Here is a 19,215-nt window from a genome sequence, read left to right on the forward strand (position 1 = left end):
TTAACGTAAATGAATATCCGCCGCATAGTTGTTTTGTTAATGCTGTTAAATGTTAGTTTGACAGGTAGCCTCTTTGCGGCCGAAATCTGGGTATCGCCTAAAGGCTCCGATACAAATACCGGCACCCGCGAACAGCCGCTGGCAACTGTAGCCATGGCCATCAGGAAAGCCCGTGAACTGAGACGGCTAAACGATCCATCAATAAAAGGTGGCATTTATATCAAAGTCGCGGCTGGAGTTTATACGTTAGATGAACCGTTATTTATCCGCCCTGAAGATTCTGGTACTGCCGATAGCCCAACTATTATTGAAGGCGAGGGCATAGGTAAAACTGTTTTAAGTGGAGGCATTAAAGTAAGTGGTTGGCATAAAGTTGATTATGCAATCCCCGGTCTGCCTGCGGAAGCCAAAGGTAAAGTATGGGTTGCTGATGCACCAATGATTGGCGATGAACCTTTTCAATTCAGGCAGCTATGGGTGAATAATGAAAAGGCCATTCGAGCCCGGGATACCGAAGCACCGTTTATGAACCGCATCCTTTCCTGGAATCATAAAACCCAAACTTGTGTAATCCCGTGGCCAGCCTCTGCGGATACGTCTCACCTTAAGGGTATGGAGATGTTTATTCATCAGTGGTGGGCTATCGCTATTTTACGGGTTAAGGCGGTTAAAATGATGGGAGATAGTGCCCGCTTATCATTTTATCAGCCCGAAAGCCGCATCCAGTCAGAGCATCCCTGGCCCGCACCCTGGATCTCTAAAAAAACAGGGAACTCAGCGTTTTATCTCAGTAATGCTATCAGTTTTTTGAACAAACCCGGTGAGTGGTATCATGACCGGAAGGCTAATAAAATCTATTATATACCCCGTAAGGGCGAAGATCTGCAAACGGCCACGGTAACTGTTCCTCAACTGGAAACATTGGTGAAAATAGAGGGTGTCATTGATAACCCGATAAACTACTTCAGCTTTAAAAATATCAGTTTTGAACACAGCAGCTGGCTTCGTCCTTCAAGAGAGGGTTTGGTTCCGCACCAGGCAGGCATGTATATGCTGGATGCTTACAAACTGAAAATTCCCGGTACGCCGGATAAAAAAGGATTGGAAAACCAGGCATGGGTAGACCGGCCAAAGGCTGCTGTTGAGGTGGCTTATGCGTCGCACATTGTATTTGATGGCTGTGGTTTTGAACATATTGCTTCAACCGGACTGGATTTTCAGCGCGGCACACATAATGATATAATTAAAGGCAGCCTGTTTAAAGATATTGGCGGCACCGCGATCCTTGATGGCGTTTATTCGGATGAAGCACAGGAAGTGCACCTGCCTTATAACCCAAGCGATAAACGGGAGATCTGCACCAATGATACCATTGCCAATAATTTAATCACCAATACTACTAACGAAGACTGGGGCTGTGTCGGCATCGGCGCGGGTTATGTTAGGGGTATCAGCATAACGCATAACGAGGTTTGCGATGTAAACTACACCGGCGTCAGCATGGGCTGGGGCTGGACCAAGATTGTTAACGCCTTGGGCGATAACAGTATCACGGCCAATAAAATCCACCATTATGCCCGCAATATGTACGATGTGGCTGCTATCTATACACTATCGGCACAACCCGGTTCGGTTATCAGTGATAACTATGTGGACAGCATTTACAAAGCCCCTTATGCGCATGACCCCCAGCATTGGTTTTACCTGTACACAGACGAAGGCTCGTCGTACATCACCATAAAAAACAACTGGTGCCCGGCAGATAAATTCCTGAAAAATGCCAACGGTCCCGGTAATGTTTGGGAAAATAACGGTCCGCAGGTTGATGCTGCCATAAAGAGCGCCGCGGGTTTGGAAGCACCTTACAAATACTTGCTTAAATATAAATCTACAAACCGGGACAACTGGCCCATCAATCATAAAACAGAATGAAGCAAATGAGGAAATATTTGATGCTCGTAACCGCTTGCAGCGCTTTTTTTATATCGATAAGCGGCTGTGATTTTCCGGTTAAACACAAAGCCGGCAGAACAGATACGATGGCTACAACGAAACCGCATTTGATTGCACGGCCGGTTGTTATTGAAGTTATAGCTCATGATAGGGCAAACTTCGATCCGGATCCCATTTACGATATGACCAAGGGCATATTGAATGATGTGGATGATATCCGTAAATGGAAAAATCATGTTACCATTTATCTCCACATTCCCAATCCCGAAGATGCACTTAAGGAAATAAAGAAGGCTTATCCCGAAGACTCGATCAAATACTACGAAAAACCTTTCTACTCATTTAACCGGAAAATGTGCGCGGATACCATTAGCTCTAAACAATGGGAAAATATAGTCATGACTGCTAACCTGGTTAGTGACCCAAAGCTTCAGCAGGAATATTTAAGCTACCACGCCACGCAGTTTAAAAACTGGCCCGAGGTAGCGAAGGGCTTTTGTAACGCCAATTTTCAGCAACTGCTCGTGTTCAAAAACGGCAGGCAGTTAATGCTGGTCATCAGCATACCCAAAGGGGAAAGCCTTGATAAGCTAAACCCCAAAACCGCAGAGAATAATCCAAGAGTAGATGAATGGAACCGCCTGATGAAGAAATACCAGGAAGGCATTCCCGGTACAAAATCGGGCGCGGTTTGGATTGAATTTAAACCTTTCCATACTAATTAAAGCATCAGCAATAAGATATAAAAATGAAAATAGGAATATTAGGATTAGGCGAAGGGCGCAGTACCATGTCGGCAGTATTGAAAAGTGAAAAGCTTGAACTAAAAATGGTATGCGATATGAATATTGAAATGTGCAAACACCGCGCGGAGGAGTTTAACTTTCATCAATACACCACCAGCTACCAGGACATGCTCGATGATGCCGAAATAGATATCATTGCCATTTACACACCCGATCACTTGCATGCCGAACATGTTAAACAGGCTCTGCTGCATGGTAAACATGTAGTATGTACCAAACCATTTATCGATGATTTGAGCAAAGCTGCCGAGCTGCTTGAATTGGTTGAGCAAAGCGGCAAAAAAGTATTTGTAGGTCAGAGTTCGCGCTTTTTTGAACCGATGAAAAAGCAGCGTAAAGATTATGAGGCAGGTTTGATAGGGGATTTGATCACGGTTGAGGCTTATTACCATGCCGATCATCGTTGGTTTTTAGAGAAGCCATGGTCATTACAACAAGCTTTTAAATGGCTGTACGGTGGCTTAAGTCACCCGGTTGATTTTATTCGCTGGTATTTGCCGGAGATTGAAGAGGTAATGGGCTACGGTATGCTGAGCGCTAACGGCGCCAAAGGTGGTTTGAAAAACCCGGACACCATGCACTTTATTTTTAAAGCAAAGGATGGCCGTATTGCACGTGTTAGTGGCTGTTACACTGGTCCGGTGCAACCCGTTACCCGCGACAGTGAAATGAGCTGTATTTTACGTGGTACCGAAGGCTGTAGTCAGGGCGATTACATGGACCTGCGTTATGCCATCACCGATAATACCGGCGAAGAACGCATCATCACCTGGGAACATAAACTGAAACACTACTTCAGGTTTGAGGGCAAAAGCCACCACGCCGGCGAGTATCAAAACTACCTCGAGTACTTTGCCGATAGCATTACCGAAGGCTATACCGCTTATCCCGATATTAAAGAAGGTATTGGCACTATTGCCCTGCTTCAGGCTATGGACAGATCATTGCAAACTGGTAAGCCTGTAAAGGTTGATGACATTCTTACTGAGTTTAATTTAACCGTAAACGAGTTAAGCGCATGATCCTGGGCATGAGCAATATCGTATCGCGCCTCACACTGTTGGATTACTCGGTGGTTGCCGTGTACCTGGTTATCTTGATGATAATCGGGTTTCGTGCCAGCTTTAGTAATAAAAACAAAAGCGACGAAACGCTTTTCCTCGCCAATAAATCTTTAGGTTGGGCGAGCATTGGCTTTAACATGTGGGGCACTAATGTGGGGCCATCCATGCTGCTGGCTTTTGCTAGTATCGGTTATAGCACGGGCATAGTTGCCGTTAATTTCGACTGGTATGCTTTTGTTTTTCTGATGTTGCTGGCATTGGTATTTGCGCCAAAATATATTGCTGCAAAAGTATCAACCATGCCCGAGTTTATGGGGAACCGTTACGGAGATTCAACCCGTAATATCCTGGCCTGGTATGCCCTCATCAAAATGCTGATCTCATGGCTATCGTTAGGTTTGTTTGCCGGTGGATTTTTAGTAAGACAGATCCTTGGCATTCCCATGTGGCAATCGGTCATTGTACTTGTTTCATTTGCAGGCTTATTCGCTTTTACAGGTGGCTTGAAGGCCATCGCCAAAGTAAATGTTTTCCAGATGCTGCTGCTCATTGGCGTATCGCTCACTTTAACCGTTTTGGGCGTAAACAAAGCAGGTGGATTATCAGCCGTATTCCATCAAACGCCTGCAAATTACTGGAACCTCATCCATCCGGCCAGCGATGTTAAATATCCATGGTATGCAATTTTGCTGGGCTACCCGGTATCGGCTGTCGCTTTTTTCTGTACAGATCAGGCTATGGTGCAATCGGTATTGGGCGCTAAAAATCTGGAGCAGGGGCAGCTTGGCGTTAACTTCATTGGCTGGCTCAAAATATTATCGCTGCCGCTGTTTATCCTCACAGGCATTTTGTGTTTTATCCTGTTTCCACATCTGAGCGATCCTGCATTAGCTTATATGACCATGGTTACTAATCTTTTCCCTCCGGGAATGAATGGGTTAATTATTGTGGTATTGATAGCGGTTTTGATAGGTACCGTCGGCTCGTCCTTAAACTCGCTGAGCACAGTGTTTACGATGGATATCTACGCCGAAAAGATCAATCCTAACGCCACTAACAAAGATCTCATCAGGGTAGGGCGTTACACCGTAATTGGCGGTTGTTTGTTTGCAATAGGTATGGCCCTTGCTATCGACAGTATTAAAGGACTTAATTTGTTCGATGTATTCCAGTCGGTACTGGGTTTTATCGCCCCGCCTTTGGCTGTAGTTTTTTTGCTTACCGTTTATTGGAAACGGACTACCCGCAAAGCGGTAAATATTATTCTTTCGGCTGGTTCGGCTTTTAGTTTGGGTACGGGTGTGGTTTACCTGTGGGTGTTACCTCCCGATAAGTACAGTTTTTGGCCGCATTACCTGATGCTGTCGTTTTTCATATTTGTTTTCCTGGCGGCATCTGCCGTTTTGATTTCTCTGCTTGATAAAACACCGGCTGTTTACGTGGCCGAAGAATCCGAAGCAGAAAATACTGCAAAACCTACCCGGCGTGTAAAAATAGCCTGGCTGCTGCTCTCGATAGTCATGATTGCTTTATACCTCATTTTCAACGGACATTAAAAATGAATAAAATCACTACTCATATAAGATTCAATAAGGCTCGTGTATTTATCGCGCTGCTAAGCTTTATGTTTTGTGCCGATATGGCCAAAGCACAGAAAGCAACCTGGATCTGGTATCCCGGCGATTATGAAGTATGGCTCAGCAACCGGATGCAAAACCGCCGCACCGAGCGGGGCGCTTTCTTTCCGCCATTCTGGAAACTGGACAGCCATTATGTATTGGTTGATTTTCATAAGGATTTTACGCTTACAAACCCCGAAACCGTTGAACTGGCTGTTGAAGGACAATACAATGTAAAGCTCGATGGTAAGGCATTGGCGGGGTACCCTAAAAATATTCATGTGCCGGCTGGCAGGCACAGGCTTAGTCTCAAAGTTTATAACCAGGCTGCTGCCCCTGCCATATTTGTTAAGGGGCAGCAACTGGTGTCAGATACTTCATGGCTGGTAACTTATGAGGATAAGGAATGGATTGATGAATCGGGTAAGACCTCGGATATCTCGGCCACAAAATATGTAAATGCCGGCAACTGGAATTTTGATTCGGCAGATAAACTGCCCTCAGCGTTCCGTTTGCCCACAGAGGTGCATAAACCGGAAAAAACCGAGCGGAAAGAACATTCCATTTTGGTTGATTTTGGCAAGGAAACATTTGGTTACGCCAAGCTTATCGGCCTAAAAGGCAAAGGCAATATTAAACTCTGCTACGGTGAATCAAGAGAGGAAGCCTTATCCTTAACTAATTGCGAACTGTTGGATAGCGTTTATATTGATCAGCCGCAAAAAGCTGATTATACTATGGAAGGTTCACGCGCATTCCGTTATATCAATGTTTTGCTCGATGGTAACGTGAGTGCCGATGATGTTGCTATGCTTTACGAGTATTCGCCGGTTGAGCAACGGGGGAGTTTCAAATGTTCGGATGAGTTGATCAATAAGATTTGGGATGTGTCGGCCTATACCCTGCGTCTGAATACCCGTGAGTTTTTTATCGATGGCATTAAGAGGGATAGGTGGATCTGGTCGGGCGATGCTTATCAAAGTTACCTCATGAATTATTACCTGTATTTTGATTCGCCCACAGTAACCCGAACCCTGTACGCCCTCCGCGGTAAAGACCCCGTAACCAGCCACATCAATACCATTATGGATTATACTTTTTACTGGTTCATGGGGATTTATGATTATTACCAGTACACCGGCGACAAAAGTTTCATTAAACAAATGTACCCCCGTATGCAAAGCCTGATGAACTACTGCCTGCAACGCCGTGATAAAAATGGCCTGATGGAAGGCCTCCCCGGCGATTGGGTATTTATTGACTGGGCCGATAAACTCAGCAAAAAAGGCGAGGTAAGCTTTGAGCAGCTATTGCTTTGCCGAAGCCTGGAGACCATGGCTTTGTGTGCAAATATTATGGATGATAAAACAGGCAACGATCAATATCAAAAACTGTCGGCCGATCTGAAATCAAAGATCTTCTCCATGTATTGGAATACCGATAAACATGCCTTTGTACATAGCCTGGTTGACGGTAAGCAAAGCGATAACGTGACCCGGTATACTAACATGTTTTCGATATTTTTTAACTACCTCAACCCCGGCCAGCAACAGGAAATTAAAAAATACGTGCTGCTGAATGATAACATTCAGAAAATAACCACACCCTACATGCGCTTTTACGAACTGGAAGCCCTTTGCGCCATGGACGAGCAAAGTTATGTGCTTAAAGAAATGAAGGACTACTGGGGCGGGATGCTGAACCTCGGGGCTACTTCTTTTTGGGAAGAGTACAATCCGGCTAAAACGGGTGCCGACCGCTATGCCATGTACGGACGCCCGTTTGGTAAAAGCCTTTGCCATGCCTGGGGCGCCAGCCCGATATACCTGTTGGGTAAATATTATCTCGGCGTAAAACCAACTGCGCCGGGTTATCAGCAATATGTCATCGAACCTAAATTGGGTGGTCTGCAATGGATGGAAGGCAGCGTGCCCACTGCTGATGGAGATATCAAAGTATCATGCAGTACCAAACAAATTAAAGTAAGCAGTAATACCGGAACAGGCCTGCTACGGTTTGCCAGCACATCCAAACCTGTTTGCAAGGAGGGAGAATTAATCGCAAAAGACAACGGAACCTATGAACTTAGCATCCAAAAACAAAAACAGTACACCATAAACTATAGCGCAAAAAAATGATGAAACGGCTCTTATCTATCCTGCTTTTAACAGCATTTTCATCAACAGGGCTTTACGCGCAACTGGTTGATAAAACGCCCGCGCCCATCCCTAACGTGCCTACGGTTTATGATGCCGAACCTTGGGAAAATCCTTTGGTTGATGGCATAAACCGGGATGCGGCACGCGCTACAGCATATTCATACAGCAGTATCAAAGATGCATTGGCTGGCGATAGGGAAAAATCAGGCAGGATGTTGTCCCTGAATGGTTACTGGGATTTTAGTTACGCGGCCAAACCGGCCGATGCATCCAAAGACTTTTATAAAAACAGGGTAAGCGGCTGGAAAAAGATCATCGTGCCCTCAAGTATTGAAATGCAGGGTTATGATAAACCCATTTATAAAAGTGCGGTTTACCCGTTTCGCCCGGTTAACCCGCCTCATGTGCCGCAGGATTATAACGGCGTTGGCAGTTATCAGCGTACGTTTACATTGCCCGCCGGTTGGAAAGATATGAACATTACCCTGCATTTCGGCGGGGTAAGTTCGGGCCTTAAGGTTTGGCTCAATGGTAAGTTTTTAGGTTATGGCGAGGATAGTTTTTTGCCGTCGGAGTTTAATATTACCCCATACCTGCAAGCGGGCGAGAACGTGATATCGGTGCAATTGATCCGATGGAGCGATGGCTATTTTTTGGAAGACCAGGATCAGTGGCGCATGAGCGGCATCCATCGCGAAGTAATGCTTTTGGCTGAACCTAAATTGCGCGTAGCTGATTTTCAATGGCAGGCCAAATTGGACAAGCAATATAAAGATGCCATTTTCAGCATCCGCCCGCGGATTGAAAATTTAACTGGCAAGGCCGTACCCGGTTATAAGATTGAAGCAAGGCTTTTCGACAGCAATAATAAAGAAGTATTGCAAAAGCCTTTGGAGCGAAGCGTTGAAAGTATCATCAACGAGATTTACCCCAGGTTGGATAACGTGAAATTCGGCTTACTGGAAACCACGCTGAAAAGCCCTGAAAAATGGAGCGATGAAAAGCCCAACCTATATACGCTTACTTTATCATTAGTGGATAGCACGGGCCAAACTTTAGAAGTGAAAAGCTGCAAGGTAGGCATCAGGAGCATCGAGTTTAGCAAAAAAGACAGCAAGCTGCTGATTAACGGCAAAGTAACCTACCTGTATGGTGTGAACCGCCCCGATCATGACCCCGTTAAAGGAAAAGCGCTATCCCGCGAGGATATCCTGAATGATGTGCGCACCATCAAACGGTTCAATTTTAACTGTATCCGAACCAGCCATTACCCGATGGACCCATACCTGTATGATCTGTGCGATGAGTATGGGATACTGGTGATAGACGAAGCTAACCTGGAAACCCACGGCCTGGGATCAAAATTAAGCAACGACCCGATGTGGACAGGCGCTTATCTCGACAGGGCTACCCGCATGGTGATGCGTGATAAAAATCATCCGAGTGTGGTTATCTGGAGCCTGGGTAATGAGGCCGGCAGGGGGCCAAACCATGCGGCAATGGCCGGTTGGATCCATGATTTTGATATCACCCGTCCGGTTCATTATGAACCTGCGCAAGGTACACCACAAGCCGAAGGATATATCGACCCGACCGATCCGCGCTATCCAAAAACTAATGACCATTCACACAGGTTACAAAACCCTATCGACCAGCCTTATGTAGATATTGTAAGCCGGATGTATCCCGGTATTTATACGGCTCCCTTGCTGGCCAATCAGCAAAATGGCGATAACCGCCCGATATTTTTCGTGGAGTATTCGCACGCTATGGGTAACTCCAACGGAAACTTAAAAGAATTTTGGGATCAGTGGCGATCGACAAAGCGGGTTATCGGCGGAGCCATCTGGGAGTTTAAAGACCAGGGACTATTAAAACATGATTCAATAGGTAAGGCGTACTATGCCTACGGCGGCGACTATGGCGAACGCTACTTTGATAATTTCACCATCAAAGGCATCGTAGCATCCGACGGGCGACCGAAACCTGCCATTTACGAATGCAAGCATGTTTTTCAGCCGGCGGTTTGTGAATTGGTTGATGCCGATAAAGCAACTATCCACATCAAAAACTGGCATAGTGTAGCTTCACTGGCCGATTATAATGTTAGCCTGCAGTTGAGGGAAGACGGCAATATCATCCTAAAAAAACAAATTCCCCGTATCAGCCTTGCAGCCGGGCATGATACCACAATCAGCATTAAACAATATCTGCCCGTTTTAAAACCCAACCATGAATATCTTGCCGATATTCACTTTACCCTTGCCGAAGATAAGCCTTGGGCAAGCAAAGGTTACGAAATAGCCAGCGATCAGTTTCAATTAACGAAGCTTAAAGCATCAGTTGCAAAAACTGACCGTAAGCAATCCCCGGAAACAAAACTATCGGAAGATGACAAGGCTTATCATATCAGCGGTAAAGATTTTGAGATAGGCATCAGTAAAAGTAACGGTGCTTTAAGCTCATACCTGTACAAAGGTAATCAGCAGATATTTGCGCCTTTATTGCCACATTTCACCCGACCGGTTACCGATAATGATCATCGCGGCTGGAAGATGGAAAAGAAACTGGCGGCCTGGTTTAAAGCGTCACCTGTTTTGAAAAAACTCTCGAGTCAAAAAACTGAAGATGGTGCGGTTGTAATTACAAGCCTTTATTCAATGCTTAACGATAGCGCTTCGGTACAGGTGAATTACACTATTCGGGGCGATGGTTTATTGAATGTTGCTTATGCTCTTGATGTTAAACCGGGTTTGCCAAACCTGCCTAAGGTTGGCATGCAAATGGGCATTGCACAGGCCGATAGTAATATCAGCTATTACGGTCGGGGGCCTTATGAAAACTATATTGACAGACGTTCAGGCTCAGAAGTCGGGATCTATTCGCAAAGCATTAATCAATTCATGGAACCTTACGTAGTTCCCCAGGAAAACGGCAACCGTACCGATGTACGCTGGATGTTGCTGCATCATAAAACGGGTGGCTTGCTGATCACTGCCGATAGCCTGTTGAGCATGAGCGCCTGGCCTTATACCGAAGAAAATATTCAAAAGGCCAAGCACACCAATAAGCTAAGAAATGCAGGTTTTATTACGCTGAATATCGATCTGATACAGATGGGAGTGGGCGGTAATGATAGCTGGTCGGAAGTGGCAGAGCCTTTGGAACAATACCGTATTCCGGCGAAAAAATATCAATACAGTTTTTGCCTGAAACCTTACGAGGGTAAACCCGATGTAGCAGGTAATACGGCTTATCAGATCAAATTTAACAGGAAGCCATGAGGAAGTGCATTCTTATAATCGGTTTTTGCTGCCTGTTTTTACCGGGTATGGCCCAGCGTAAACTACCCCCTAAAAACGATGAATTGAAGCAGGCCTTTTTGCATCCGCCCGAATCGGCAAAACCATGGGTATTTTGGTACTGGATGCAGGGCGCAGCAAATCGGGAAGGGATCACCGCCGATTTGCAGGCCATGAAGCAGGCCGGAATAGCAGGTGCTTATTTAATGCCCATTAAAGGCCCGGCTAATCCGCCGTTTATCACTCCCTCAATTAATCAGTTAAGCCCGGAGTGGTGGGCAATGGTAAAATTCACCATGCAGGAAGCCGATAGGATAGGTGTAAAATTGGCCATGCACGACAGCGATGGTTTTGCGCTGGCTGGTGGGCCGTGGATAACACCGGAGCTTTCCATGCAAAAGGTGGTATGGTCAAAAATTGAGGTTGAAGATGGCAAAGTTTACCATGATACTTTGCCTATCCCCAAACACTATAAAAACTATTATAAGGATATCGAAATATTGGCCTATCCATCGCTTCCGGGCGAAGGGATAAGCAGTTACGACGAGCATCCGAAGGTAACTGCCAGCTTGCCTAATACCGACGTACAATATCTTGCTGAAAAAGGAAATCCCAAAAGCTTTACAAGCAACGAACAGTGCTGGCTGCAGCTTGAATTTGAAAAGCCCTTTACCTGCCGCTCGCTTGTTATTCATACTTTGGCGAGTAATTACCAGTCGCAAAGGTTACTGCTTGAAGTGAGTGACGATGGTAAAAACTTTCGCTCGCTCGGTAGGTTGGAACCCCCGCGCCACGGCTGGCAGGATGGCGATGCAGAGATTACAAACGCCATCGCCCCAACAACAGCAAAATATTTCAGGTTTACTTACGATAAAGAAGGTTCAGAATCGGGTGCCGAAGATCTTGATTTTGCCAAATGGAAACCTACGCTGAAATTATCAGGCGTTGAATTGTTGAGTGAACCCAAGATCCATCAGTATGAAAGTAAAACAGGTGAGGTGTGGCGTTTAAGCAAACAAACTACTGATGCCCAGTTACCGGCTAACCTTTGTGTCGATAAAAACAAGATCATCAATTTAACCGATAGGTTAGGAGCAGATGGTAAACTGAACTGGCAGGCTCCCGCAGGTAAATGGACAATTATCCGTATCGGGCATACTTCAACCGGGCATACAAATGCTACGGGCGGTGGCGGCATCGGTTTGGAGTGCGATAAGTTTAATCCCGAAGCTGCCAAACTGCAATTTGATAACTGGTTTGGTGAAGCTGTAAAACAGGTTGGGCCGGATTTGGCGAAACGTGTTTTAAAGATCTTTCATGTGGATAGTTGGGAGTGCGGGAGCCAAAACTGGTCGCCGGTTTTTGCTGCTGAATTTCAGAAGCGGAGGGGATATGACCTGCTGCCATATCTGCCGCTAATGGCCGGTGTGCCGATAGAGAGCGCCGAAAAATCCGAAAAAGTATTGGCTGATGTAAGGCAAACCATAGCCGAGTTACTGGTAGGTAATTTTTACGGTATTATGGCTAAGCTGGCGCATGAAAAAGGCTGCACATTTACCGCCGAAAGCGTGGCCCCAACCATGATGAGCGATGGCATGCTGCATTATCAAAATGCCGATATCCCGATGGGCGAGTTTTGGTTTCGGAGCCCTACGCATGATAAGCCCAATGATATGCTGGATGCCATTTCGGGCGGGCACATCTACGGTAAAAATATTATCCAGGCCGAGGCTTTTACAGAGTTGCGGTTATTATGGGACGAGCACCCCGGAATGCTTAAAACAGCTGCCGACCGCAATTTTGCCCTTGGCATCAATCGTTATGTTTTTCACGTAAATGTGCATAACCCCTGGCTTGACCGTAAGCCGGGTATGACACTGGATGGTATCGGCCTATTTTTTCAGCGAGATCAAACCTGGTGGAAGCCGGGCAAGGCCTGGTTTGATTATATCAGTCGTTGCCAGGCTATGCTGCAACAAGGGCATCCGGTTGCTGATATCGCTGTTTTTACAGGCGAAGAAACACCACGCCGCGCAATTTTGCCCGATAGGTTGGTTAATACCCTTCCCGGTATCTTCGGCACCGAACGTGTGAAGCAGGAAAAGGAGCGCTTAGCCAACAAAGGTGTACCGATCATCAATTCGGTTGAAGATGCAAGCCACTCGGCAAATATGGTGCTGCCCGAAAACTGGATAGACCCGCTGAGGGGATATAACTATGATTCATTTAATAAAGATGCCCTTTTGCGCCTGGCTACCGTTAAAAACGGCAGGATTATTTTGCCCGGCGGAGCAAGTTATGCCATGCTGATAATACCGGGTGTAAGCCAGATGTCGCCTCAGTCATGGCAGTTATCGGCAGAAGTGATAAAAAAGCTTCTGCAATTGGTAAATGATGGTGCTACCGTTTTATTGGGCGATCAGCGGATGAAAGCTGTTTTATCCAAAGGCTCTTCAGGAAAGTTACTCATAGGGCCATATCAAAAAGATACGTTTGATGAATTAGGTCTCTCCCGTGATCTGATAGCGAGCGACTCCGTTGATCAAACGGCAAAAGGCATTGCATGGATACATCGTAGCCACAACGGCCTTGATATTTATTTTATTTCCAATCAGCAATCTTTGAATCGTACAATTAATTTGTCATTGAGGACGGCAAGCCGCGTGCCTGAACTTTGGGATCCTTTAACCGGTGAAATAAAGCAGTTGAGTAGTGTGGGCAAATCCGGTCGTACAAATATTACGCTTGATTTAGCAGCAAATGGTTCTGCGTTTATCGTTTTCAGAAAGGGAGGTTCCGTTTTAAAAAATGCGAATGATAAACCTGCTCATTTTAAAACGGTACAAACTTTTACAAACTGGCAGGTACAGTTTGATCCTAAATACGGAGGCCCCGCAAAGCAGATTACGTTCAGTCAACCTGAAGACTGGTCGCAGAATGCTAATGATAGTATTAAGTATTATTCGGGCACTGCGGTTTACAATCATACATTTCAGTTTACCGCAAAAACAGGAGCCAAAACCTATCTCCATCTGGGCAATGTATCCAATCTGGCCGAAGTATATCTAAACAGTATCAACTGCGGCACAGCCTGGACATTTCCGTATCGGGTAGATCTCAGCAAAGCCATCAAATCAGGCGAAAATAAACTGGTAATCAAGGTAACCAACACCTGGGCCAACCGCCTGATGGGGGATCATACCCTGCCCGAAAGTAAACGTATTACATGGACAAATGCGCCTTACCGTTTGGAAGGGCGCTCATTGTTGCCGGCCGGCTTGTTAAGCCCCGTGAAGTTGCTCACTTATATCCCTTAATGATATGAATAAGATTTTTAAATATATTGGAATAGCATTATTGTTAAGCTGCACATTAAAACTATCAGCCCAAAACAAAGCCCTGGTAAATACCAGCAAAAGCAGTTACGCCAAACTAAGCAGCCTTGATATGGGCGCAGTACAGTGGACAGGCGGCTTTTGGGCCGACAGGTTCAAAGTTTGCCGTGATACCATGATCCCTAACCTGTGGCGGGTTTATACCGATCCGAAGATCAGTCATGCCTACCGCAACTTTGAAATAGCCGCCGGTTTAGACACCGGTTCGCACGAAGGCCCGCCATTTCATGATGGTGATTTTTACAAACTGTTTGAAGCTGTGGCCAGCATGTATGCTAACACACACGATCCTAAGCTGGATGCGCTAATGGATAAAACGATAGCCGTTATTGCCAAAGCGCAGCGCTCGGATGGCTATATCCACACGCCAACCCTTATTGAAGAACGGAAGAACAGCGGCAAGGAAAAAGCTTTTAACGATCGCCTTAATTTTGAAACGTATAACCTTGGTCACCTGATGACCGCCGCCTGCGTTCATTACCGGGTTACAGGCAAAACTACTTTGTTGAAAGTGGCTGTTAAAGCCACTGATTATCTCTACAAGTTTTATAAAACGGCCTCGCCCGAACTGGCGCGTAACGCTATTTGCCCCTCGCATTACATGGGGGTAGTGGAGATGTACCGTACCACCCGCGATCCACGATACCTGGAACTGGCTAAAAACCTGATAGACATCCGTGGCTTGATGAAGGATGGTACAGACGACAACCAGGACAGGACACCTTTCAGGCAGCAAACACAGGCGATGGGGCACGCGGTGAGGGCCAATTATCTTTTTGCCGGTGCTGCCGATGTTTATGCCGAAACCGGAGATACCACACTCATGCATACTTTAAACCTGATGTGGAACGATGTGGTTAACCGCAAAATGTACATTACCGGTGGTTGCGGGGCCTTGTATGATGGTGTTTCGCCAGATGGCACTTCTTACAATCCAAACGAAGTGCAAAAGGTACACCAGGCTTACGGACGCGATTATCAATTACCGAGCTTTACAGCCCACAATGAAACCTGCGCAAACATAGGCAATGTACTCTGGAACTGGCGCATGCTGCAGGTAACCGGCGATGCCAAATATGCCGATGTGATGGAACTGGCATTGTATAATAGCGTACTTTCGGGGATTAGTCTTAACGGTCGTAACTTTTTATATACCAATCCGTTGGCTTATTCGGATAGTTTGCCGTTTAAGCAGCGTTGGTCTAAGGATAGGATGGGGTATATCAAACTTTCTAACTGTTGTCCGCCCAATGTGGTGCGAACCATTGCTGAGGTAAGCGATTATGCCTACAGCGTATCAGATAAAGGGTTGTGGTTTAATCTGTACGGCAGCAACACCATAACCGCTAAATTGAAAGACGGTACGCCTGTAAAAATGACTCAAACTACAAATTACCCCTGGGATGGGAAGATCCGCATCCGGTTTGATGAAGTACCGGGCAATAAAGCCTTTTCTGTGTTTTTGAGGATCCCGGGTTGGTGTAAGGGAGCAAGTATCAAAATTCTCGGTCATCCGGTACCGCAATTAGACACTACGCCAGGAACTTATACGCAAGTTAACGCTGTTTGGCGCAAAGGAATGACGATTGATCTCGACCTGCCAATGCCGGTTACTATGATGGAAGCAAACCCGCTGGTTGAGGAAACCCGCAACCAGGTAGCGGTAAAACGCGGCCCGGTGGTTTATTGCCTCGAATCGGCAGATTTGGCTAAAGGGCAAAAGGTTTTCAGTGTAGCGATATCCGCTAACAATCAACTTAAACCCGAAATGATCCGGATAGATAACAGCGAGATCATGAGCCTAATAGGTAAAGCTGATCTTCGCGATGAAAATAATTGGAGTAACCAGCTTTATAAAGAAATATCGGCACCCAAACAAAACGCTATTGATATCAGGTTGATCCCATATTATGCCTGGGGTAACCGTGGGCATGTGGACATGGAAACATGGATGCCGCTGGATAGGTGATTTTGAGGTTAAAGGCGACAGGCGAAAGGTTGCAATAGAGAAAATGCCGCCGCTCGGCTCCAGCCGGGTGGCAACTATTACACGGCCTCTGGCCGCCGTAGCGTAAGGGCAAAAGTTATTATTAATCAAAGGTTAGTCCCGACGGCCAGAGGCCGCCCTGATAATTGCCACTCGGCTGGAGCCGAGCGGCGGCGGTTTTTTTTTGTCCCAATATGACAGTAACCGGGCGGCACCATCCGGCTTCAGCCGGATGGCATGAAATATCGGTGTTCATATCTGCAATTTTGGTGACATTATTTTGTCAGTATCATTTATAACCGATATGATCAATTTCAAAAAAGCCCAAAAACCTTTAGAAAAATACGAAATAAAAAGGCTTTTTTACCTGTCTTTGAAATAAGTGAAGTTTACTCTTTAAAGTTTTAATTTCTGATAATCAGTTGCTTAATGGTGTTTCGGGTAAATTGATATCTCTTTGATTGTCAGTGTGTTTCATTTTTAAGGTGTCCCGCGTTTTCACTCTCAAAAAATGGAACAGTCTCTTTTTACAAAAAAGAACCAGCGGGAGTTTTTTAATTTTTTTTTGAGAATCAAAAAATTGGGACACCCTTTTTGTTACAAATGAACAAAGGGTTTATTGAGCTAACATCACTGTAATATCCTTCCTTCTCTCCTCCGGCAAAACTTTCATGTCAACTATCTTTCCATCTTTCAATGTCGCTTCAACAGTAGTGTTATAAGGCGCATGAAGTTTAAAATGTACATCCCAATCCTTTGGCCATGCCGGGAACAGCAGGATCTTTTTATCATCTACCTGCATCAGCATTTCCTGCAAGCCTATCATGCCAGAGCCGCCCCAGTTATGGTCTGGCGTCCAGTCGAAACCCGGACCCCAGAAGGCCGGGAAACGCCTGCCGGAGTTTTTGAGTTTGAAGGTGGTTAGTTTAGCCGCCTCATTTGTCAGGCCTAAACGGGCTGCAAAAATATTATCCTGTTTCCAGCCAATGCCGCTCCTGAATTTTGCTACAAGGGTGTCCAGTTTCCAGGTGTTCAAAGCTATATCCAATCCGGTTTTGCCCAAGCCGAAGATCCCCCATGGGAATACCGGGTAAAACTGGGTGTTTTCCTCGTTGTTAACCCGTTCCCATGATTTTGCCGGTGTGAGGGTTTTATGACCGTCAATTTCGCCAAACGTAATAGGAGGGATGCGTTTCAGCAGGCTTTCCAATTTGGTGCGCTCTTCTTTATCTATATAGCTATCCGGCAAGGCAAGCATTCGCTTGGTGATGGTTTGCAGGGCAGCTATAGTTGAGTTGGAGTTATAGGCCATTTTGAATGTCTCGGCAGATGAGCCGGGATAGAGCACAAGATGCCCCTTGCCGTCCAATGCTTTAGCGCTGCGCTTGCGGGAGAGGTATTGGTAATGCTCATCAAAAAAAGTGAGGCAGCTTTCAATAAACGGAATATACTGATGGATGTCATCGCCTTTATACCGTTCCGTTTCCATCATCATGAGGCAAAACTCAAAAACGGTATCCCAGGTATATTCCAACCAGGCGTTGTACTCTAATCCTTTGTCAAAATCGGCAGGGCGTTTCCAAGTGTACTCGGCGCTGTTGGGCAGACCGAAATTTTCCACCTGTTCGGTAAAGCAGGCGCCATTATGGCCCCAGTAAACCTTGCTGCGTAATTCAGCGTTTTTTAAAGAACGGAGATAAAAATCAAACTCCGGTTTCATCATGTCAATATCGCCGCTTTTGAGCATCGGGAAATAAACCAGCCGCTGGTTTTGGGCAGTCATCAGGCCACCGCCCCAGTTGCGGAAATCGGGCGTAAAAGCATATTGTGCATTAACAAAAACAGGATCATAGGTGAACAGACCGCCGTTAAATTTGGTGGGTGCCTGCCCGTAAGCATTGCAGCCCAGCATATACCTGAAAAGCTGGTAGTTTTTACCTGTTTGCCAGGCTGTGGTATCATTGTCGGGCTTAGCTGTATTGATGTAAACAAAACTTCTATCCCAATACTGTTTCCACCAGTCGGCTGTTTTTTGCCACGCGGTTTTAGTGTTGCTTTCAGCTTCTTGAACAACTTTGTCGAGACCTTGCTGCCATTCGTTTACCGATGAAGTTTGTTGAGTATAAAGAGAGATTTCAAGATCCTGATTGGTGGCTGGTTTAATGCTCTCCAATTTCCATCCTTCAAAATCGGTGTTGAGGTATTGGCCTTTAGTGTTGCCTACAGGTTTTAGATTTTTCCCCTGCATCAGCCCGCCAAAGGTTAAATTTTTAAGCGGATTGTACATTTGATCCTTAACCGCATCCATACCCTGCTGCTTTACCGTAACATCAAATATGGTGGAATCGAGATTATGATGATAGAACTGGATAGCATTGCCTTTAAAGTCGATGTTATCCTTCAATGTTTTTACATCATTACGTGGGGCAAACTTCCAGGAGCCTTCATTTTTTTCGAGGCTTTTAACTTCCCGGTCACGGTAACGCCAGCTTTCAAAAGTGGTTTCGGTTTTAATGGCTTTATTGCTGCTGATGTTAACGTGGATCACTGGGCGGAAAACATCAACCCAAAGTTTTATTTGGGCTTTTAAATCACCGTTTTTGCCGTTGATGAGTACCGAACCATTTTGAAGTTTCAGCTCCTGTTTAAAATCATTGCCATCAAAAGGATTAGGTGATAGTTTGATCCTAACACGGCCGGGTTTGAGCATGGCATTGTTTTCGTCAAAGGTGCCGCTCCGGGCAATATAAAAAAGCAGTTCGCCTTTTTCAACCCATACATTCAGCCCGATATCGCCACCGCCGCAGGGCATCGATTGACCTGAATTTTGGCTTTGGCTGATCCATACTTCATTGTATTGTTCGATACTTTTGTTTTGAGCTAACGCGATATTGCAGTACAGGAAGCAGAGCAGCAGGAGTTTTTTCATA

Annotated in this window: 9 protein-coding genes; 8 read left to right on the top strand and 1 reads right to left on the bottom strand. The window is 45.7% G+C overall.

Annotated elements, in window-relative coordinates:
* The first annotated feature begins 9 nt into the window (after positions 1-9).
* The 8 genes from IEX80_RS11405 (at position 10) to IEX80_RS11440 (ending at position 16,267) form a co-directional block, all read left to right on the top strand.
* Positions 10-1,932, top strand: coding sequence for a hypothetical protein (locus IEX80_RS11405; protein WP_229701604.1), 1,923 nt, complete (start codon positions 10-12; stop codon positions 1,930-1,932).
* A gap of 107 nt (positions 1,933-2,039) precedes the next feature.
* Positions 2,040-2,678: an L-rhamnose mutarotase gene (locus IEX80_RS11410; protein ID WP_217633187.1), complete on the top strand. Its 639-nt coding sequence runs from the start codon at positions 2,040-2,042 to the stop codon at positions 2,676-2,678.
* A gap of 23 nt (positions 2,679-2,701) precedes the next feature.
* The gene (locus IEX80_RS11415) at positions 2,702-3,781 is read left to right on the top strand and encodes a Gfo/Idh/MocA family protein (RefSeq protein ID WP_176622997.1); all 1,080 of its coding nucleotides are present in this window, start codon (positions 2,702-2,704) and stop codon (positions 3,779-3,781) included.
* Positions 3,782-3,789: 8 nt separating this feature from the next.
* On the top strand, positions 3,790-5,379 hold the full coding sequence (locus IEX80_RS11420) for a sodium:solute symporter family transporter (RefSeq protein WP_188832968.1): 1,590 nt from the start codon (positions 3,790-3,792) through the stop codon (positions 5,377-5,379).
* 2 nt (positions 5,380-5,381) lie between these two features.
* Positions 5,382-7,580 (top strand): alpha-L-rhamnosidase-related protein, encoded by a 2,199-nt coding sequence (locus IEX80_RS11425; protein ID WP_188832969.1) that lies wholly within the window; start codon positions 5,382-5,384, stop codon positions 7,578-7,580.
* Positions 7,577-10,885, top strand: coding sequence for a glycoside hydrolase family 2 TIM barrel-domain containing protein (locus tag IEX80_RS11430; protein WP_229701605.1), 3,309 nt, complete (start codon positions 7,577-7,579; stop codon positions 10,883-10,885). The genes IEX80_RS11425 and IEX80_RS11430 overlap by 4 nt, the downstream gene beginning before the upstream one ends.
* Positions 10,882-14,220, top strand: a complete 3,339-nt coding sequence (locus IEX80_RS11435; RefSeq protein WP_188832970.1) for a glycosyl hydrolase — start codon at positions 10,882-10,884, stop codon at positions 14,218-14,220. The genes IEX80_RS11430 and IEX80_RS11435 overlap by 4 nt, the downstream gene beginning before the upstream one ends.
* 4 nt (positions 14,221-14,224) lie before the next feature.
* Positions 14,225-16,267: an aceric acid hydrolase gene (locus IEX80_RS11440; RefSeq protein ID WP_188832971.1), complete on the top strand. Its 2,043-nt coding sequence runs from the start codon at positions 14,225-14,227 to the stop codon at positions 16,265-16,267.
* 634 nt (positions 16,268-16,901) lie between these two features.
* On the opposite strand, the gene IEX80_RS11445 is transcribed toward IEX80_RS11440, so the two are convergent.
* On the bottom strand, positions 16,902-19,214 hold the full coding sequence (locus IEX80_RS11445; protein WP_188832972.1) for a DUF5703 domain-containing protein: 2,313 nt from the start codon (positions 19,212-19,214) through the stop codon (positions 16,902-16,904).
* Position 19,215: the final 1 nt, after the last annotated feature.

The organism is Mucilaginibacter rubeus (genome assembly GCF_014643835.1).
GTDB lineage: Bacteria > Bacteroidota > Bacteroidia > Sphingobacteriales > Sphingobacteriaceae > Mucilaginibacter > Mucilaginibacter rubeus.